Source organism: Roseateles sp. P5_E11 (assembly GCF_054049355.1).
Window position 1 is genome coordinate 1 of record NZ_JBFUMO010000061.1, and the last position, 18,503, is coordinate 18,503.

The 18,503-nt window shown below is 68.1% G+C and carries 16 protein-coding genes; 13 read left to right on the forward strand and 3 right to left on the reverse strand.

The window, feature by feature from the left end; genetic code table 11:
* Positions 1 to 31: 31 nt before the first annotated feature.
* Positions 32 to 2,089 carry a M13 family metallopeptidase gene (locus ACXJKR_RS07275; protein ID WP_457321967.1) on the reverse strand — a complete coding sequence of 686 codons (2,058 nt, stop codon included), beginning with the start codon at positions 2,087 to 2,089 and terminating at the stop codon, positions 32 to 34.
* Between the two features lie 162 nt (positions 2,090 to 2,251).
* Here ACXJKR_RS07275 and ACXJKR_RS07280 point away from each other — a divergent pair, with 162 nt between their 5' ends.
* Positions 2,252 to 3,184: an NAD(P)-dependent oxidoreductase gene (locus tag ACXJKR_RS07280; protein WP_457321969.1), complete on the forward strand. Its 933-nt coding sequence runs from the start codon at positions 2,252 to 2,254 to the stop codon at positions 3,182 to 3,184.
* Position 3,185: 1 nt separating this feature from the next.
* On the opposite strand, the gene ACXJKR_RS07285 is transcribed toward ACXJKR_RS07280, so the two are convergent.
* Entirely contained in the window at positions 3,186 to 3,446 is a 261-nt protein-coding gene (locus ACXJKR_RS07285; protein WP_157281053.1) for a hypothetical protein, read from the reverse strand.
* A gap of 252 nt (positions 3,447 to 3,698) precedes the next feature.
* On the opposite strand from ACXJKR_RS07285, the gene ACXJKR_RS07290 reads away from it, so the two are divergent.
* Positions 3,699 to 5,207, forward strand: coding sequence for a TonB C-terminal domain-containing protein (locus tag ACXJKR_RS07290; protein WP_457321971.1), 1,509 nt, complete (start codon positions 3,699 to 3,701; stop codon positions 5,205 to 5,207).
* 34 nt (positions 5,208 to 5,241) lie between these two features.
* Here ACXJKR_RS07290 and ACXJKR_RS07295 read toward each other — a convergent pair whose 3' ends face one another.
* The gene (locus ACXJKR_RS07295; RefSeq protein WP_056191906.1) at positions 5,242 to 6,408 is read right to left on the reverse strand and encodes a hypothetical protein; all 1,167 of its coding nucleotides are present in this window, start codon (positions 6,406 to 6,408) and stop codon (positions 5,242 to 5,244) included.
* A 281-nt stretch (positions 6,409 to 6,689) separates the two neighbouring features.
* Here ACXJKR_RS07295 and ACXJKR_RS07300 point away from each other — a divergent pair, with 281 nt between their 5' ends.
* From ACXJKR_RS07300 to ACXJKR_RS07350, 11 genes are all read left to right on the forward strand, one after another.
* Positions 6,690 to 7,790, forward strand: a complete 1,101-nt coding sequence (locus ACXJKR_RS07300) for an SGNH/GDSL hydrolase family protein (protein ID WP_457321974.1) — start codon at positions 6,690 to 6,692, stop codon at positions 7,788 to 7,790.
* Positions 7,791 to 7,806: 16 nt separating this feature from the next.
* On the forward strand, positions 7,807 to 8,469 hold the full coding sequence (locus ACXJKR_RS07305) for a hypothetical protein (RefSeq protein ID WP_457321976.1): 663 nt from the start codon (positions 7,807 to 7,809) through the stop codon (positions 8,467 to 8,469).
* An 11-nt stretch (positions 8,470 to 8,480) separates the two neighbouring features.
* Positions 8,481 to 10,913: an apolipoprotein N-acyltransferase gene (lnt, locus tag ACXJKR_RS07310; protein WP_457321978.1), complete on the forward strand. Its 2,433-nt coding sequence runs from the start codon at positions 8,481 to 8,483 to the stop codon at positions 10,911 to 10,913.
* A gap of 94 nt (positions 10,914 to 11,007) precedes the next feature.
* Positions 11,008 to 11,802, forward strand: coding sequence for a helix-turn-helix transcriptional regulator (locus tag ACXJKR_RS07315; RefSeq protein ID WP_457321980.1), 795 nt, complete (start codon positions 11,008 to 11,010; stop codon positions 11,800 to 11,802).
* 89 nt (positions 11,803 to 11,891) lie between these two features.
* Entirely contained in the window at positions 11,892 to 12,413 is a 522-nt protein-coding gene (locus ACXJKR_RS07320) for a (2Fe-2S)-binding protein (protein ID WP_457321982.1), read from the forward strand.
* Positions 12,410 to 13,399: an FAD binding domain-containing protein gene (locus ACXJKR_RS07325; RefSeq protein ID WP_457321984.1), complete on the forward strand. Its 990-nt coding sequence runs from the start codon at positions 12,410 to 12,412 to the stop codon at positions 13,397 to 13,399. Before ACXJKR_RS07320 ends, ACXJKR_RS07325 begins: the two co-directional genes overlap by 4 nt.
* Positions 13,396 to 15,582, forward strand: a complete 2,187-nt coding sequence (locus tag ACXJKR_RS07330; protein ID WP_457321986.1) for a xanthine dehydrogenase family protein molybdopterin-binding subunit — start codon at positions 13,396 to 13,398, stop codon at positions 15,580 to 15,582. The genes ACXJKR_RS07325 and ACXJKR_RS07330 overlap by 4 nt, the downstream gene beginning before the upstream one ends.
* A gap of 110 nt (positions 15,583 to 15,692) precedes the next feature.
* Positions 15,693 to 16,349: a TetR/AcrR family transcriptional regulator gene (locus tag ACXJKR_RS07335; protein ID WP_457321988.1), complete on the forward strand. Its 657-nt coding sequence runs from the start codon at positions 15,693 to 15,695 to the stop codon at positions 16,347 to 16,349.
* A 204-nt stretch (positions 16,350 to 16,553) separates the two neighbouring features.
* Entirely contained in the window at positions 16,554 to 16,934 is a 381-nt protein-coding gene (locus tag ACXJKR_RS07340) for an alpha/beta fold hydrolase (RefSeq protein ID WP_457321990.1), read from the forward strand.
* Positions 16,931 to 17,347 (forward strand): hypothetical protein, encoded by a 417-nt coding sequence (locus ACXJKR_RS07345; protein ID WP_457321992.1) that lies wholly within the window; start codon positions 16,931 to 16,933, stop codon positions 17,345 to 17,347. The genes ACXJKR_RS07340 and ACXJKR_RS07345 overlap by 4 nt, the downstream gene beginning before the upstream one ends.
* A gap of 253 nt (positions 17,348 to 17,600) precedes the next feature.
* The coding region (locus ACXJKR_RS07350) for an FAD-dependent monooxygenase (RefSeq protein WP_457321993.1) at positions 17,601 to 18,503 on the forward strand (903 nt) is incomplete at its 3' end.

Sequence of the window (18,503 nt, forward strand, 5' to 3'; positions counted from 1 at the left end):
GGCAATGAGCAGCGCCCTCAGCCCGTGTAGATCACCACACCTTGCAATGCTGCCCCGCCGGCTTCACCAGCTTGGCGCCCGGCTTGCACGCAAAGGCCTTCTCGAACTCCGGCATGTTGACGACGACGCCGTTGATGCGCCAGCGCGCCGGCGAGTGCGGGTCGACCTTGGCCTGCACGCGCAGGGCTTCGGGGCGGGCATCGGCGCAGTCCCACTGCGCGAAGCCGACGAAGAAACGCTGCTCGGGCGTCAGGCCGTCGCGGTTCTCAAGGGTCTTGCCGGTCATGTGGGCCTTCCAGGCCTCCCAGGCCAGCACCAGGCCGCCGAGGTCGGCGAGGTCTTCGCCCAGCGTCAGCTTGGAGTTGATCTTGATGTCGTCGACGACGGTGTAGGTGGCGTACTGGTCGGCCACGCAGGCGGCGCGCTTCTCGAATTCCTTGCCGTCCTTCTTGGTCCACCAGTTCTTCAGGTTGCCCTGGGCGTCGAACTGGCGGCCTTCGTCGTCGAAGCCATGGGTCAGCTCGTGGCCGATGGTGCCGCCGGTGTTGCCGTAGTTGGGTGCCTCGTCGAGAGCTGCGTCGTACAGCGGCGCCTGCAGCACGCCGGCGGGGAAGTTGATGTCGTTCATCTGCGCGTCGTAATACGCGTTCACCGTCTGCGGCGTCATGCCCCACTCGCCACGGTCCAGCGGCTGGCCGATCTTGGCCAGGCGGCGCTTGGCTTCGAAGGCATTGCCGCGCATGACGTTGCCCAGGAAATCGCCAGGCTGCACGGCAAAGGCCGAGTAGTCGCGCCAACGCTCGGGGTAGCCCACCTTGTTGACGATGGCCTTGAGCTTGGCGTGGGCGCGGGCCTTGGTCTCGGCGCTCATCCAGGCCAGGCTGTCGATGGAGCGACCCATCGCCACCTCGATCTCGTCGGTCATCTGCACCGCCGCGGCCTTCAGGTCGGGCGTGAAGTTGCGCGCGATGAATTCCTGGCCCAGGGCCTCGCCGAGCTGCACGTCGACGAGCTGCACGCAGCGCTTCCAGCGGGGCTTCAGCTGGGGCGTACCGTGCAGGGTCTGGCCGTAGAAGTCGAAGTTGGCCTGCACGAAACCGTTGTCCAGCGCGGGGCTGAGGCTGCTGGCCAGCTGCCAGCGCAGATAGGTCTTCAGGTCCGCCAGGCTCATCGCGTTGAGGCGCGCGCCGAGTGCCTTGAAGAAGGCCGGCTCGGTGACGTTGTAGCGGGCATGCCAGGGCGTGGTGCCCAGGGCCGCCTGGTAGCTGGCCCAGTCGAAGCCGGGCATCAGCGCCTTCAGGCCGCGCGCGTCGACGACGTGGAAGGTCTTGTAGGGGTCGCGCTTGTCGACCTTGGAGAGCGACGCGCGGGCCAACGTGGTCTCGGTGGCCAGCACGCTGCGCGCCCCCGCCTTGGCGGCCTCGGGTGTGTCGCCCAGCAACTCGAAGATGCGGGCCACATGGGCCTCGTAGGCGGTGCGGATCTTCAGCGTCTTGTCGTCACGTTTGAGGTAGTAGTCGCGGTCGGGCAGGCCCAGGCCGCCGGCCGAGGCGAAGGCGATCTGGCGCGTGGCGTCGGCAAAGTCCTGGCCTGCGCTGAAGCCGAAGAAGAGGCGGTCATTGCCGGCCGCCAGTTGCAACTCGGCGAGCAGGGGCGGCAGGGCCTTCTTGTCCTTCAGCGCGGCAATGCGGTCCAGCGTCGGCTGCAGGCCCTTGAGCCCGGCGGCCTGCACGGCGCCTTCGTCCATGCAGGCGGCGAAGTAGTCACCCAGCTTGGCTTGAGGCCCCGTGCGCTCGGCGCCCGGCTGGCCCAGCTTGTTCAGCACGCCCCACAGGTAGCGCTGGTTCTCGTTGGCCATCTTGGCGTAGACCGACCAGCGCGACTGGTCGGCCGGGATGGGGTTGGCCTTGGTCCAGGCGCCGCAGGCGTAGCGGTAGAGGTCGTCGCAGGGGTCGGCGCTGCGGTCCATGGCCGTCACGTCCAGGCTGGGCGTGTAGGGCAGGGCATCCAGCGGACCTTCCGCAGCATTGGGGCCGGCCGCGTGGGCCAATGTCGCCGCCAGCAAGGCGGGGAGCAGCAGTCGTTTCATGGTGGGCGAGGAATTTGAAGTGGGGCGATTGTGGGCGCTGGGCGCGCCAGCAGCCATTCGTCAGACCTGGGGGAGCGGCCAGCCCGTCGCGGAATTCGGCGGGGGAGGAGAAGCAGATAGGTTCGGCCATGATGGGCGCTTTCTGATTGCTGCAATTTGCCCATGGAAACCTTGCTGCTGCTCGTCCCGATCGCCGCCGAACACAAGGCCCTGCTGCTGGAACGCTTTCGCGTCATCGACGCCCCCGACGCCACCCGCCGGGCCGCGGCAATAGCGGCCCACGCCGCCGAGATCGACCTCGTGCTGACGAATGGCGGCACCGGCTTCTCCGCCGACGAGATCGCCGCGCTGCCCAACCTCAAGCTGCTGGCCGCCCAGGGCGCCGGCTACGAGAATCTCGACGTGGCGGCCGCCAAGGCGCGCGGCGTGCTCGTCTGCAACGGCGCCGGCACCAATGACGACTGCGTGGCCGACCACGCCCTGGCCTTGCTGCTGGCCAGCGTGCGGGCACTGCCCCAGCTGGGCGTGGCGCTGCGCGCCGGCGTCTGGCGGGACGCCCTGCCCCTCTTCCCCAACTTCAAGGGTAGGCGCCTCGGCGTCATCGGCCTGGGCGGCATCGGCCGCAAGATCGCCACGCGTGCCGCCGCTTTCGGCATGGTCATTGGCTACAACAACCGCCGCCCGCGGGAGGATGCTGGCGATGCGGCCTGGTTCGACAGCGTGATGGCCCTGGCTGCCTGGGCCGACGACCTTGTCGTCGCCACGCCCGGCGGGGCGGCCACCCGGCACATCGTCAACGCCGAGGTGCTGGCGGCGCTGGGCGCCGGCGGCCATGTCGTCAACATCTCGCGCGGCAGCTGCGTGGATACCACCGCGCTGGCCGCGGCCCTGCGGGCTGGGCAGATCGCCGGTGCGGCATTGGATGTCTATGAAAGCGAGCCCCGCCCGCCGCAGGAGCTGCTGGGCCTGGACAACGTCATCCTGACGCCCCATGTGGCCGGCTGGTCGCCCCAGTCCATCCGCGCCACGGTGGAGAACTTCATCGCCAACGTCGACGCCTGGCGGCGCGGCGAGGCGCTGCTGACGCCGATCTGATTCAGCGCCGCTCGCGCCGCGCCTCCATGACTTCGCTCTCTTCGCGCGCGGCGTACTGGCGGCGGCTGCCCTCCTGAAGCGCCACCTCTGCCGCCAGTCGGCCCATCTGGGTGCTGGCCATCTCCTGCATCATCAGCACGTCGGCGTCTTCGGGCATGCGCGTCAACTGCGGCTCTTCGCGCTCCGCCCGCGCCGGACGTCGGCGCGCGAACAGCGCATCCAGGGTCAGCAGGCGGCGGGGATCGGGCAGGGAGGCCATCATGGAATCTCCGAAAAATGTCAGGCTTGTGGAACAGACGTTATTGCGACACCGATAGCGACACGCCCCCGCATCAACCCTTCCCTAGTTCCGCGGTTGGCGGGTGGCGCGCCGGTCCAGCACGCCCCCGCATCCGCGGGGCTGGGCGCCCCTGATGGCAATCCGGTGCCGATCGGCCCGCACGTCTGACGACAATGGGCGCATGCGCTGCCAGGATCATCCCGAGCTGAATCGCCCCCGCTTGGTGGGGCCGGCTTGAGCCGCTGGTCTTCAGGCCCCAGCCTCGCGCAGGCGCTCGCCGCTGAAACCGCCCCCTCCTGGCCGCGGAGATCGCGCCACGGCCCGGCGCGGGCCCTGCTGATCTCTCTGGTGGCCCATGGGCTGCTGCTGAGCCTGACCTTTGGCGGTGAAGGCCTGGGCCTGCCCGGCCTGAGCTTGCCCTGGCAGGCCCGCCGCGCCGAGGTGCCCGACCTGCGCGTCGTGCTGGTCACCCCGCCGCCAGCGCCTGCCGCTGAGCCATCGCCCCTGCCCGCCGAACCGCTTGCGCCGTCCGAAACCTCGGCTGTGCCGGCGCCACGCGCCCCGGCGGCCGACGAGGCACCGCCACCCGCCCCCGCCCCGGCCGTCATCGCCGTGGAACGGCCCAACGAAACGACCTGGACGGTGCCGCCTCAACCCCCGGCCTCCGCCCCCGTCATCGCGGCCCTCTCGGCTGCCTCCAGCGCCCTGACCACGCTGACGCGCGACGACAGCACACGCGCCGCACTGGACCGCGAGGCCCGCGAGCGCGCCGCCGAAATGGCCCAGCTCGACCGCGCCAGGCGCGACACCCAACGGCAAGCCCAGCAGCAGACGGAAAAACTGGCCGAAGCGGAACGACTGGAGGCTGCGAAACAGGAGGCGACCCGACAGGAGGCCGCTCGCAAGGAGGCTGCACGTCAAGAGGCAGCGGCCCGTGCCGAGGCCGCGCGGCTGGAAGCCGAACGCCAGGAAGCCCAGCGCCAGGCCGCCGCGAAGCAGGAAGCGGCACGGCTGGAGACCGAACGCCGACTCGCGGCGCAACAGGACGCGGCTCGGCAGGAGACAGCTCGCGCCGAGGCCGCTCGTGCGGAAACCGCCCGGCAAGAGGCAGCCCGCCAGGAAACGGCCCGCCAGGAAGCTGCACGCACCGAAGCCGCCCGTCAGGCCGCCGAGTCCGCCAGGCAGGAGGCCGCACGACAGGAAGCCGGGCGCCAAGAGGCGGCTCGCCAGGAAGCCGCCCGCGCCGCGGCCGCCAAGCTGGCCGAGGCCAAGGCCGCCGAGGAGCAGCGCGAAGCCCGGCTGCGCGCCATCGGCCAGCAGCTCAACGAGGAAGCCGCCAAGCGTGACGCGGCACGCCAGGCCCCCTCCAACCTGCCCTCGTCCTGGAGCAGCGCCCGCCGCGGCCGCCTCTTCGGCCGCACCGATGCCAACGCCGAGATGGTGCTCTACGCCGAAGCGTGGGCGCGAAAGATCCAGTTCAACCAGACCTTCGACCTCGTCCGCGACGCGATCAAGCAACCCTACACCGACCCGCTCGTGACGGTTGCCATTCGCGCCGACGGCACGGTGGAGTCGGTCAGCTTCTACCGCTCCAGCGGCGTGCCGGCGCTGGACGAGGCCATCCGCCGCGTCATTGAGAGCCAGGCCAACTACCCGGCCTTCACGCCGGCGCTGGCGCGCGAGTACGACGTCATCGAGATCCGCCGTACCTGGCATTTCGATTCGGCGATCCGGCTGTACTGATCGCCCGCCAGGAGCAGCCGTCTGCCGGCGTCACTCAGCGCCAGAGCGCCGGTTGCGGCGACCAGCCCTCGGCTGATGACGCTTCCACCAGCGCCGCCGCGCAGGCGCCCAGGTCCAGCCCGAGCGCGTCACGCGCCGCGCTGCCACCTGCGTCGGTCGCGTGAGCGGCCGCGCGCACGAAAGCAGCAAAGCCGTCCCAGTCCCGCGACATCTGCTCCACCAGGATGCGCGCCAGCTCATAGGACAGCAGCGTGTCGTCGTCGGCGCGCAGGAAGGATTCGCCCGACCACAGCCGCTGCACCTTGGCCGCATTCCAGTGGTCGCGCAGTAGGGCGTGCAATTCCGGCGCCGTGTGCAGCGAGGGCTGCGCACCGGCCACACGGCGTTCGCTGTTGACGGCGATGCCCTCGTCCAGCCAGCGCGGCAGCCTCAGGTGAGCCAACGCGCTGTGCGTCAGCTCGTGCGCAATGACGGGCTCGATAGCGCCGAGATGGGCACGCACCACGACGAAGTGCGGACAGCCGGCATCTATGAACATGCCCCCTGAAACGGCAAACTCGCCGTCCGGGTAGTAGAGCGAAACATAGCGGTAGTAGTCGTCCTCGCTGTTGAGCACCAGAACAAGGCTGCGCTGGCCCGCAGGGAAGCTCGCAAGCGGCCCCAGCAGCCGCTCGATGCGTCTGCGGGCCGTATGTACATAGGCGGCGGTGGCGCGCTCCTCGCGCTCGTTCAACGGCGACAGCACCATGGCCTCCTCCGTCTCCAGCAGGCCCATCTGCGGCCCCAGCGCCTCGCCCAGGTGCAGCAGCCAGGCCCGGCGCCCGGCCTCAAGCGCAGCGATGCGCTGCTCGTCACTTGCATGGCTGGTCTCGTCGCCCGCTGCCCAGCGGTTCAGGGCGCGCCAGTCCAGCACCGGCAGTTCGTGGCCCCATTGCAAATGGTCCATGACTGAAAAACTCGCACCCCCCGCCGCGTGAGCCAATTCCTCGGGCGCCGGACCCTGCCCGTTGCTGCGATCGCGATAGCCCGCGTCCGCGACGACCTTGTCCACGACACGACGCCATGGTGTGGACAGGAAGGCGATGAAGGCGCCTCCCAACGGGAACAGCCAGATCGCCACCAGCAGCATGCCCACCGGCAGGTGTATCCGCCGCCCCGTCGCGATGACGCGGCGCGACACCAGCACATTCACAACCAGCAAGACTGCTAGAAAAACGACAAATTCAGTCATGAAGCGGTAGCCAGAGATTGTTGGGCTCGAACTGCAAGTGCGCGATCTTCGCCGCGGCTTCGACACGTCGATTTGGTCGTATTACCAGGGTTCCCCCGTCCCTCTTGCTGCACCGCACACAGAGGGAATGTCCCCGATTCACCCCGAAGGTGGGGTGCTAGCGTGAAGTGTTGTTCGTGGTTCCGGCCTGCCCACGCGGCGGCCGGGCGCTCTGTTGGTTCCCGTCGCAAACACCAAGCTAGGAGACACAGATGAGGACTTCCCTTCGCGCGGTCCTGGGCCGCGCCGCCTGCCGCCTGGGCGTACCACTGCTTGCGGTCATATGCGCCACACCGGCCGCCGCCAGCACGCTGACGCAGAACGTGTCCTGGACCATCAACCGCACAGGCACGACCGCCAAATACCGCGTCGTCGCCTATGGCGATTCCATCTATGCCGGCTACAACGGCTCGGTGCTGAATGCCGCCAAATACGCGGCGCCCACGGTGGACGCGGAATACCTTGCGGCCAAGTGGAATGCAAGCATCGAGAGCGTGCGCCGCGCCAAGTCCGGCGCCGTCGCCTCCGACGTTTACAGCAACAAGATCGTGGCCGAGAAGTCGTACATGCAGGCGGCGTCCACCCGCGTCGTCACCTTCGAGATGTGTGGCAACGACGGCCTGCAGGCCCGCTCCGCCTTCAAGAGCCAGACCGGCACCTGCAACTACGCAGGCATGGACGCCGCCGTGAACAGCTGCAAGACCTATGTGGCTGCCGCCATGGACTTCATCAACGCCAATGCCTATGCCGGCGTGAAGCTCAAGCAGATCTCCAACCTGCACTACCCCGGCTACARCGCCGACAACACGCAGAGCAGCTGCAAGGACGCCAGCACCGGCGCCACTGTGAACATGCGCGATCGCTTCCTGCCCAAGATTGCGACGATGAACTACTGGATGTGCGAGTACGCGCGCCAGAAGGGCTTCAATTGCGCCGACAACTTCGCGCAGTACATGGGCGCGGACTACGACAGCAACGGCGACGGCATCATCGATTCCGACGCGCTGCGCTATGTGGCCGGCGAAAGCGAGGCCAGCTACGTGACTCGCATCACGACGACGCTGAAATCGACCATCCGCGACGCCAACGCCAAGTTCGTCTCCAGCAGCAGCAGCTACGACTACATCCAGTCCGACGACACCCACCCGACCTACAGCGGCGGCACTGTGTCCGCCGGCATCTTCGGCGGTACCACCGGATCGGGCGCGGCGCGCTACACGTCATTCACGAACGGCAAGAATCCGATCTGGAACCAGTACGGGCATGAGCGCATGGGCTGGGCGATTTCGACGTCCAACCCGGCGGCGCCATGAACTGAACGGGGCTGTCATGACGCGACCCAACGACCGCCACAACACCACCTGGGGGCCCTCCCCCTGGGTGCTGGTGGTTGCGATCGCCGTGGTAGTTGGTGGGCTCGCCTGGTGGTGGCCGGCGGCTGAGGCACCCGCATCGCCAGCGGTTGCTGCGGCACCGGCTCAGCCGGCATCAGTGGCTGCCCAGACACCCACCGCCTGGGCCAGTGCCCCGGATACAACGGTCGCCGTGGTCATGACCGGGACGGCCACTGCGCCGGTCGCCCGCATCCCGCGTCTGCGCGACCCCAACGGCGACCAGACGCCCGACCTGGCCGACTACATCAACGAGGGCGAGCGCCCCACCATGGCTGAAGTGATCCAGCGCCTGCATGCGGCCGGCGTGCGCACCGGCCTCGGCGCCTTCAATCCCCCCGGCACGCGCCCGCCCATCATCGGCCTGGCCGTGCCCGACAACTTCGAATTGCCGCCCGGCTATGTGCGCCATCACCAGGCCACTGATGACGGCCAGCGAATCGAGCCCATGCTGATGTTCTCGCCGGATGCGCAGACGGTGGTCATCAATGGCCGCAGCGTCGCCGTGCCGGCCGACCGCGTCGTGCCGCCTGAACTGGCGCCGCCGGGGTTGCCGATCCGGCGCATCGTTGTGCCGGCGCCGGTGGACGGCCCGCGTTGACGCTCACTGCCTTGCCCAGCCGGCTCGCCCGCAGCCGGTGGACCGGTGTCGTCGTGGCTGCGCTGCTCAGCGGTCTGTACGCCCGCGGCGGGCCGGCATGGATGCTGGGCTTCGTCGCTTTGGTGCCCTGGCTGCGCACGCTGGATGCCGAAGCCCGTCTGGGCCGCACGTTGCTCGGTGCGTGGGCCATGTCGGTCGCTTACACGGCCGCCGTGTTCTTCTGGTTCGGCAGCGCCCTCGGCGCCTACACGCAGATCGGCGCGGGTGCGGGCCTGGCGCTGCTCCTGCTCGCCGCGCCGCTGTTCCAGCCGCAGATCCTCGTCTTCGCCGTCGTGCGCCACCTGGTGCGGCGCCATCACGGCGCGGCCCTCGCTGCCGCGGCCGGCGTGGCCGCCTGGGCCGCCACCGAATGGGCGCTGCCGCATGTGCTGGGCGACACGCTGGGCCACGGCCTCTACCCCGCGCCGCTGCTGCGCCAGGCCGCCGAGCTGGGCGGCGCCACCGGGCTGACCGTCGTGCTGCTGCTGGCCAACGAGGCCGTCGCCGCCGCACTGGCGCGCCGCCGCGAAGGCCTGCGCGCGATGGTTGCGCCGCTGGTGCTTGCTGCCGTCGGCCCACTGCTGCTGGCCGGCTATGGCCTCTTCGCGCTGCAACCTGAGCAAACCTCAGCAGCCAAGCCACTGCGCATGGGCCTGGTGCAGTCCAACATCACCGACTACGAGCGCCTGCGCCGCGACAAGGGTGCTGCCGCCGTCGTGCGTGAGGTCCTTGATACGCACTTCGCCATGAGCTACGACGCCGTCGAGCGCCAGCATGTCGACGCGGTGCTTTGGTCCGAGACCGTCTATCCCACCAGCTTCGGCCAACCCAAGAGCCAGGCCGGCGCCGAGTTGGACGCCGAGATCCGGGCCATCATCGACGCGGCCGGCGTGCCCTTCGTCTTTGGCACCTATGACCGGGATGCCGACGGGGAATACAACGCGGCCGCGTTCGTGCTGCCCCGCAGCGGCTTGGCTGGCATGTATCGCAAGACGCGGCTCTTTTCTTTCACCGAATACCTGCCTGCCTGGCTGGACAACGCCACCGTGCGCGGCTGGCTGCCCGGCGCCGGCAGCTGGCGGCCGGGCAGCGGCGCGCGCATCTTCCCGTTGCGCCTGGCCGACGGCCGCGAGATCCCGGTGCTGCCGCTGATCTGCCTTGACGACACCGACTCCGGCCTCGCCATCGCCGGCGCACGCCTGGGCGCTCAAGTCATCCTGACCATGTCCAACGACTCGTGGTTCACTGACCACGAGCAAGGCGCCGCACTGCACCAGGCCGTCGCAGCCTTTCGCAGCATCGAGACCCGCCTGCCGCAGTTCCGCGTCACGACCAATGGCTTCAGCGCCGTCATCGATGCCCGCGGCACCGTCATCGCCGCCACGCGCATGGGCGAACGCACCCTCGTCATCGGCGACTTGCCAGTGCGCGACCCGGCGCCCACGCTGATGGTCCGCTGGGGCGACTGGGTCGGGCGCGCGGCGGCGGTCTTCATTGCCGGACTGGCGATGTGGTCGGTGCTGCGGCGTTGGGTGGGTATCTCTCCCGTCGAGTTGCCAGCCACTCTTGCGAGCCAGCTCGTCGTGCTGCCCCCTGCCGCCCGCGCCGTGGCGGGCCTGCTGCAGCTGATCTCGCGCGGCGGCGCGCTGGCCATGGGTGCAATCTGGCTGTGGGGCGATGGCACGCTGCAGACCAACACCCTCGCGCTGCTGCGCATGTTCACGGCCCTGTGCCTCATCCCCGAGGCAGCGGCCTGGGCCCTGTTGCGCGCCTGCACAGCCCAGGTCACGCTGGCGGAAGGCTTACTGGTGCTGACGCGCGGCTCGCGGCGACTGGAGGTCCCACTGAGCGACATCGCCGCCATCGAGCCTTGGTGCTTGCACCTGCCTGGCTCAGGCGCCTCGCTGCGTCTGAACTCAGGCGAGCGCTGGCTCCACGGCCTCGCCCTGCCCGACCCCTGGGCCCTGGCCCGTGCCCTCGGGCTGCCCATGCATGAACAGCCTGCCTGGCTTGCCTGGTGGGCCTACGCCCGCAGCCGCGCACAACTGCCGCCCAGCCGCCTCGCTCAGCCGGCGTTCAAGTTCCTGCTGCTGCCTTTCCTGCTGGCCGTGCCCGCCTTCCAGCTGCACCAGAAGATCGCCTACGGCAGCGCCTTCGGGGAGTTCTACAGCTACGGGCTGGCGGCCTATCTGACGGCCTTTGCGCTGTGGTGGGCGGCCTGGATTGCCGGCGTGGTGCTGTGCGCGGCTGCGGTGCGGGCGGTGATCGAGTTGGGCGCGTTTGCTGGCTGGCTGGTACTCCCGGGGTGGGCGACAGCGGCGCGCGCGGGGCTGGAACGACTCGGGTTGCTGGCGCTATATCTGGGGTTGCCCGCTTGGTTGTTGCTGCGGACTGTGCCCGGTTGAATCCGCCGCCTATCAGCGACATTCACTTCTCCGCCTTGATTGCCGAGAAGCTGTCACACGCTGGCAGTCGATTGCGAGGCCTGATAATTTTCACGTGACCCTCGATGCACGCAAGGAACTGGCAGTCTTCCTCACCAACCGCCGGGCTCGCCTGGGACCGGCCGACGTGGGACTGCCGAGCGGCGCGCGGCGTCGCGCTCGCGGGCTTCGCCGCGAGGAGGTCGCGGCGCTGGCCGGCATCGGCGTCACCTGGTACACGTGGCTTGAACAGGCGCGGCCCATTCGCGTTTCGGCGAGCGCACTCGAACGGGTGGCCGACGCGTTGCGCCTAGGCAGCACCGAACGGGCGCACCTGTTGGCGCTCGCGGGCCACCCTACGCCGGCTGTCGAGTCAGCCGCCATCGGCCGCGTCGTGGACGACCTTTCAGCGCTGGTCGGATCATTGACCTTGCCGGCCTACCTGAAGACGAAACGTTGGGATCTGCTGGCGTGGAACGAACCGCTGTGTCAGCTCTTCGGCGACTTCAGCGGCCTGCCGGCCGAGGCGCGCAACCAGTTATGGCTCACCTTCACGAGCCCGCTCTACCGCGAGCGGATGGCGGACTGGGAGATCGACGCGCGGGACGTGCTCGCGCGCTTCCGTGTCGACTTCGGCCGCTCGAACGGGGACCCCGGCTTTGCAACCTTGGTCGCGCGCACCGCGGCGGCAAGCCCCGAGTTCCGCGCCTGGTGGGCTCATCACGACGTGGTGGCCGATCGATCGACCGTTCGAAAGACGCTACGGCACCCCGTGCATGGCGAGGTCCCCTACAACATCACGTCCTTCACGCCCGACGGAGCTCCCGACTTGCGGCTCACCATCTTCAGGCCCGAACCACCCGTGGTGTGACGGCGCGGTCAGTTCCGCAAGCCGGGTAGTGGCGATACCCGTATGGCGAACGCACTTGTTGGGTGACGCAGCGTCGATATCCTCGACGCATGCGAACCGAATCTTTCCCACCCGCCGTCGATCCAGGTGTTGCCGGCAACGCCGATGACCGCACGTCTGTGTGCCTGTCGATCAACGGCCGAGCCTACACGCTCACGGTGCCGGCTTCGACCACGTTGCTGGACCTGTTGCGCGACCACTTGGGGCTGGCGGGTACGAAGAAGGGCTGCAGCATGGGCGCCTGCGGTGCTTGCACCGTGCTCGCCGACGGGCGCCGCATCAACGCCTGCCTGACGTTGGCGGCCATGCAGGACGGACGCGAGATCACGACGATTGAAGGTGTGGCGCGCGACGGCCTGACGCACCCACTGCAGCAGGCTTTCATCGACTGCGACGCACTGCAGTGCGGCTACTGCACGCCGGGGCAGATCGTTTCAGCACTCGGCCTCCTCCAAGAGGACGGCGTGACGGATCGCGGCAGTGTCGAGGCCTCAATGAGCGGCAACCTGTGCCGATGCGGCGCTTACCCGAACATCGTCGACGCAATACTCCAGGTGGTGGGCCAACGATGACCCTGCACCCGTTCTCGTATGTGAGGGCGGTCGACCTGCAATCCGCGCTTGTCGCGGTGCAGGCCGAACCGGGTGCGGCTTTCATTGCCGGCGGCACGGAGTTGATCCCTTTGCACAAGGCCGGCCTCGCCTCGTTGACGCGGGTCGTGGACATCGGTCGGTTGCCGCTAGCCACAGTGGCGATTGACGATGGCACGTTGTCGATCGGCGCGCTGGCACGCTTGAGCGACGTTGCGGCAAACGCGGACGTGCGCCGCGAAGCGCCGGCCGTCGCGCAGGCGCTGCTCGCAAGCGCTTCACCGCAAGTGCGGCACATGGCCACTGTCGGAGGCAACCTGCTGCAACGAACCCGCTGCAGCTACTTCCGCAACGGCTTGGCCCTCTGCAACAAGCGGCAGCCGGCCAGCGGCTGCGGCGCCATCGACGGTGAAAATCGCCTGCATGCGGTATTCGGCGCGAGTGCACACTGCGTCGCGACGCATGCGTCGGACCTGGCAGTCGCGCTCATTGCGGCCGACGCCCAGTTGCGTCTGATCGGGCCGCGCGGCGAGCGGCGCCTTGCGCTGCAGCGCTTGTATCGCCTGCCGGGCGACCGGCCCGAATGCGAGACCAACCTTGAGCCCGGCGAACTGATCACCCACGTCGAGTTGCGGCTTGCGCCTTGCATGCGGCAATCGAGCTATCTGAAGCTGCGCGACCGTGAGTCGTTCGAGTTCGCCGTCGTTTCGGTTGCTGCCGGCCTGTCAATCGCCGATGGCATCGTGCGCGCAGCGTGCATCGCGGCCGGGGGCGTCGGCACGGTACCGTGGCGGCTGCCCGCTTGCGAAGAGGCGCTGCTCGGCGCTCGCTGCGACGACGAGAGTCTGCAACGTGCTGCCGAGTTGGCCTCGGTCGGGGCGGCGCCGCTGCGTCACAACGCATTCAAGGTAGATCTGCTGCCCCGTGCGGTACTGCGCGCGCTACTGCAGACGAGGGACCGGTCATGACCGTACCTGAGCGTCCAAACGGTCGTGCCACGCCGCGGCTTGAAGCCGAACTGAAAGTGACCGGCGCAGCCCGCTACGCTGCCGAACAAACAGTCCAGGGACTGCTTCACGCGGCGCTCGTGCAGGCAGATGTGCCCAGCGGCGTGGTGCGCAACGTCGATGCCACTGCCGCGCTGGCAATGCCGGGGGTGGTCGCGTTGCTCTGGCACGCAAACGCGCCGAGGGTCCGCAATGGCGGTTTTCTTGCGCTGCTGCAGGACGCGACCGTTCATTTCGCCGGGCAGCCCGTTGCGCTGGTGATCGCTGAGTCGCCGCAGCAGGCGCTGCGCGCCGCTGCGGCCGTGAAAGTCGATATCGAACCGGCACCGGCCATCACCGCGATGAACGCCGCGCTCGGCGAAGTGGTTTCACCCAAAGAGGCGGCCGGCGGTGTGGCTGTGGACAGCCGCCGCGGCGAGCCCGAACGCGAGTTGACGCAAGCTGCGCACGTCCTCGCGCAGCGCTACACCACGCCGACGCACAACCACCTTCCGCTCGAACCGCACGCCGTCGTCACCCATTGGGAGCAGGGCCGCCTCACGGTGCACACCTCCACCCAGGCGGTGTTCGGCTCGCGACGCATTCTTGCGCATTGTTTTGATTTGCCGCCGGAGCGGGTGCGCGTCGTCGCCCAGTACGTCGGGGGTGGCTTCGGATCCAAGGGTCGCGCGTGGTTTCCGGCGCTGGTGTTGGGAGTCATGGCGGCGCGGCACGTGCAGCGACCTGTTCGGTTGGAGCTGACGCGCGCACAAATGTTCTGTGTAGTCGGCAGGCGGCAGGAGACGGTGCAGGACCTGAAGATCGGCATGGATGCCGATGGCCGTCTGCGTGCCATCGTGCACGACGCGCTTGCGCAGACGTCGACATTCGCAGAACACCTCGATCCAGTCGCGACCCCGAGTCGGGTGCTGTACGGCTGCGCCCATGTGGCGACCACGCAGCGCCTGGTGCGCGTGAATGCACCGCAGCCGAACCCGATGCGCGCCCCGGGAGAAGGCCCTGGAAGCTTTGCGCTCGAATCGGCGCTCGACGAGTTGGCCCACCGACTCGACATCGATCCGCTCGAACTGCGTTTGCGCAACCTCGCCGAGCGCGACATGCACACCGACCTGCCCTGGTCCAGCAACGGCCTGGAGACATGTCTGCGCGTCGCAGCCGATGCCTTCGGGTGGTCGCGTCGCCCGCGCAAGCCGCAGCAGTGGCAGCAAAATCATTCGTGGGTCGGCTGGGGCATGGCGTCCGCGCTGTACCCGGTGTTTCGCATGGCGTGCGAAGCCAGCGTCGGCTTGAGCCGCGAAGGCGTGGTGTGTGTGCGGTGCGGCACGCAGGACATCGGCACCGGCACGTTGACGGTGCTCGCGCAAATTGCCGCGGAAGCGGTGGGCGTACCGCTCGCTGCCGTGCAAGTCGAACTCGGTGACACCGATCTGCCCGAAGGCCCGTACTCCGGTGGCTCCATCGCGACAGCCAGCTTCACCCCGGCGGTGGAAGAGGCGGCCCGTGGGCTGAAGAAGCGCATCCTCGCGAACGTGGTGGCCGATCTCGATTCGCCCTTGTACGGCCTTGCGAGCGATCAGGTCACGCTCGTGGAAGGGCTGCTGCACAGCCGCATCGACACTCGCCGGCAAACACTCGCCGCTTGGGCGGCCACCCCCGCCGCGCAAGGACTGCAGGTCCATGCCCGGACCGCGCCCGCCGAGCGGCCGGCCTACAGCGCCTATGGCTTCGGCGCGGTTTTCGCCGAAGTTCACGTCGATGCGACGCTGGGCACCGTACGTGTCACCCGGATCACAGCGGCGTACGCGGCGGGCCGGATATTGAACCCGATGCTTGCGCGCAGCCAGTACGTCGGCGGGCTCGTCGGCGGGATCGGGATGGCGCTGCACGAGGCCACGCTGATGGACCAGGCGTCGGGTCGCGTCGTCAACACCAGCTTGAGCGACTACCTCGTGCCCGTCCACGCCGATATGCCGCGCTTCGACATTCACATCGTCGAAGAAGACGACCCTCACCTCGCCGGCGGCATCAAGGGCATTGGCATGCTGGGGACGGTGGGCACCGCCGCAGCGATTGCGAACGCGGTGTTCCATGCGACCGGCCGCCGCCTGCGCGATCTCCCGATTCGCCTCGAACACCTGCTCTAGCGCTTGGAGAACAAGTCATCAGCCAGACGACAACAGGTTTTCATCGCCGCTTGACTCCATACCGGTTGGTATGTAGATTACATACCAACCGGTATGCAGGAGGGCGTGCGATGGCAACGACTTCGAGAGAGCGTTTGTTGGATGCGGCGGTGAATCTGATCCGCATCAAGGGCTACGCGGCGATGCGCGTGGAAGACGTCTGCGAAGCCACGGGCCTCACGAAGGGCAGCTTCTTCCACCACTTCGCGAGCAAGGAAGACCTCGCCATGGCGGCGGCCGAGCGCTTCTCGGCCAAGGCCGACCTGATGTTCTCGCGTGCGGCCTTCCGAGACGAACCCGACCCGCTGGCGCGGCTGCTGGCCTATGTGGACTTCCGCCGTGGCGCGATGCAAGGCGACCTGGCCGCGTTCACCTGCCTGCTTGGCATGCTGGCGCAGGAAACGTACTCGACGCATCCGCATCTGAGCGAAGCCAGCGGCCAGCACATCCAGGAGCACGCCGCGACTCTGGAGCCGGACATCGAAGCGGCAAAGGCATCTCACGCACCGCAAGCCGAGTGGAGCGCACACAGCCTGGCGATGTTCACCCAGGCCGTCGTGCAAGGCGCCTTCGTGCTGGCCAAGTCGCAGCATGACCCGGCGGTTGCAGCCGATTGTCTGGACCATCTGCGCCGCTACCTCGAACTGACCTTCAACAAGCCACAGGCGCCCCCCAAGGCCGCACCGGCGCAGCGCGGCTCACGCGTTGGCGCCCGGCGCAAGACCTAGCGCTTCCCCACTTCCGCGCATTGCCTGTCTGGCGGCCTCCGTGAGCCGCCGGGGTCGGCTCGCGCCTTCGACGACCCAAAGGAGAGCTTCATGTTCGAAAGACGCCGCTTTCTCACCGCCTTGGCCGCCGCCGCACTGCCGGCAAGGGCTTTTTCCGCCGTCACTCCGGCGGCCCCCACCACCCTCGCATCAGGAGCAACGACCATGACATCGCAGAGCCCCAAGACCGCCTACGCCTCGATCCACGGCCAGAAGATGTACTACGAGGTGCACGGCAACGGCAAGCCGCTGGTGCTGCTGCATGGCGGTGTTGCCGCCAGCGAGGCCTTCGGCGCCAATCTGCCTCTTCTGGCCGCCTCGCATCAGGTCATCGCCGTGCACATGCAAGGCCACGGACACACCCGCGACGTTGACCGGCCGCTGCGCTTCGAGACGCTTGCCGATGATGTTGCGGCCCTGATCGAGCACCTCGGCCTGAAGAAGGCTGCGGTGATGGGCTATTCGCTCGGCGGGGGCGTGGCACTGCAGCTCGCGATTCGCCACCCTCCCTGGTCGACCGCCTGGTCGTCGTTTCCCAAGCCATGAAGCGCTCGGCCTGGTTCCCCGAAGTGCTCGCCGCCTTCGACCAGATGGCCACCAATGCGCCCATGATCGGCGGCCATCTCAAGCAGTCGCCGATGGGCAAGCTCTACCCGGAGGTCGACTGGGAACAGCTGATGCGCCGCATCGCCGAGATGGAAAGTCACGACTACGACTGGTCGGCCGCGGTCGCCGGCATCAAGGCACCGACGATGCTCATCTTTGCCGACGCAGACGCCATGCGGCCGGAGCACATCGTCGAGTTCTACAAGCTGCTCGGCGGTGGGCAGCGCGATGCCGGACTGGATGGCTCGCAGCGCGCGCCTGCCCAACTGGCCATCGTGCCTGGGGCCAGCCACTACAACATCCTTGCGACCGATGCAGTCGGGAGGCTCTCAGCTTCGTTCCTGACGTCGTGATGGCGGGCCGGACCGTTGGAGTTGCCTGCAGACATGGAGACACTTCAGCGTCAAGGCGCTGGGAAATTCTGAGCTATGTTCCGGCGGCGGTCGCTGACGAGTTGTCGAACTTGTCTCGACGGCGAGCTGAAGAACGGTTTCGATGCAAAGGTCCAGCCCCGCAGAGATCCGGCAGGATGCGGCCGGTGCGAAGCAGCAGCCAGGATTGCTTTCTACAGAGCCGGCCTATCCTTTATCTTGGAGCACACGAGCGATGACCGAGCATGCGGTGGTGATCGCCGGCGCGGGCCCGACAGGGCTGATGTTGGCGGGCGAATTGGCACTGGCAGGGGTGGACGTCGCCGTCGTCGAACGCCGGCCCAATCAAGAACTCTCCRRCGCGCGTGCCCAAGGGCTCTCCTCGCGCACCATTGAAGTGCTCGACCAGCGCGGCATAGCAGATCGATTCCTCTCGGCGGGGCAAATCGCGCAGGTCACGGGCTTCGCCATCACCCGTTTGGACATCAGCGACTTCCCGACCCGCCACAACTATGGGCTTGCGCTGCGGCAGAAGCACATCGAGCGCATCCTCGCCGACTGGGTCACCGAGCTCAAGGTGCCCATCCTCTACGGCCGAGAACTTACGGGGTTCGTGCAGCACGACGCGGCTGTCGACGTCGCCCTCGCAGACGGTCGGTCACTGAGGGCGCAATATCTCATCGGGTGCGACGGTGGGCGCAGCCTCGTACGCAAGATGGCGGGCATCGACTTCGCGGGCTGGGATGCGACGACGAGCAACATCCTCGCGGAAGTGGAGATGACGGAGAAGCCGCCGTACGGCGTGCATCGGTCGCTCGCGGGCACGCACGCCTTCAGCCGGTCGGAATACGAGATCAAAGGCGGAGAAATCAAATACAAGGACGTCGGCCCCATCGGCGTCATGGTGACCGAACCGAACACGAATGCAGCCACCGAACCGACGCTGCGCGATCTCAAGGAACTGCTCATCGCCGCGTGCGGCACCGACTACGGCGTCCACAGCCCAACCTGGATCTCCAGGTTCACGGACATGACGCGGCAGGCTACGGCGTATCGCAGGGGACGCGTGTTGCTCGCCGGCGATGCCGCGCACATTCACTCGCCGATCGGCGGGCTGGGGCTCAATACGGGCCTGCAG

Excerpts from the sequence above, each read along its gene's own strand:
- ACXJKR_RS07305 (WP_457321976.1), top strand. The coding sequence starts at position 7,807 with ATGACGCGACCCAACGACCGCCACAACACCACCTGGGGGCCCTCCCCC.
- ACXJKR_RS07280 (WP_457321969.1), top strand. The coding sequence starts at position 2,252 with ATGGAAACCTTGCTGCTGCTCGTCCCGATCGCCGCCGAACACAAGGCC.
- ACXJKR_RS07285 (WP_157281053.1), bottom strand. The coding sequence starts at position 3,446 with ATGATGGCCTCCCTGCCCGATCCCCGCCGCCTGCTGACCCTGGATGCG.
- ACXJKR_RS07340 (WP_457321990.1), top strand. The coding sequence starts at position 16,554 with ATGACATCGCAGAGCCCCAAGACCGCCTACGCCTCGATCCACGGCCAG.
- ACXJKR_RS07330 (WP_457321986.1), top strand. The coding sequence starts at position 13,396 with ATGACCGTACCTGAGCGTCCAAACGGTCGTGCCACGCCGCGGCTTGAA.
- ACXJKR_RS07335 (WP_457321988.1), top strand. The coding sequence starts at position 15,693 with ATGGCAACGACTTCGAGAGAGCGTTTGTTGGATGCGGCGGTGAATCTG.
- ACXJKR_RS07345 (WP_457321992.1), top strand. The coding sequence starts at position 16,931 with ATGAAGCGCTCGGCCTGGTTCCCCGAAGTGCTCGCCGCCTTCGACCAG.
- ACXJKR_RS07325 (WP_457321984.1), top strand. The coding sequence starts at position 12,410 with ATGACCCTGCACCCGTTCTCGTATGTGAGGGCGGTCGACCTGCAATCC.
- ACXJKR_RS07320 (WP_457321982.1), top strand. The coding sequence starts at position 11,892 with ATGCGAACCGAATCTTTCCCACCCGCCGTCGATCCAGGTGTTGCCGGC.
- ACXJKR_RS07275 (WP_457321967.1), bottom strand. The coding sequence starts at position 2,089 with ATGAAACGACTGCTGCTCCCCGCCTTGCTGGCGGCGACATTGGCCCAC.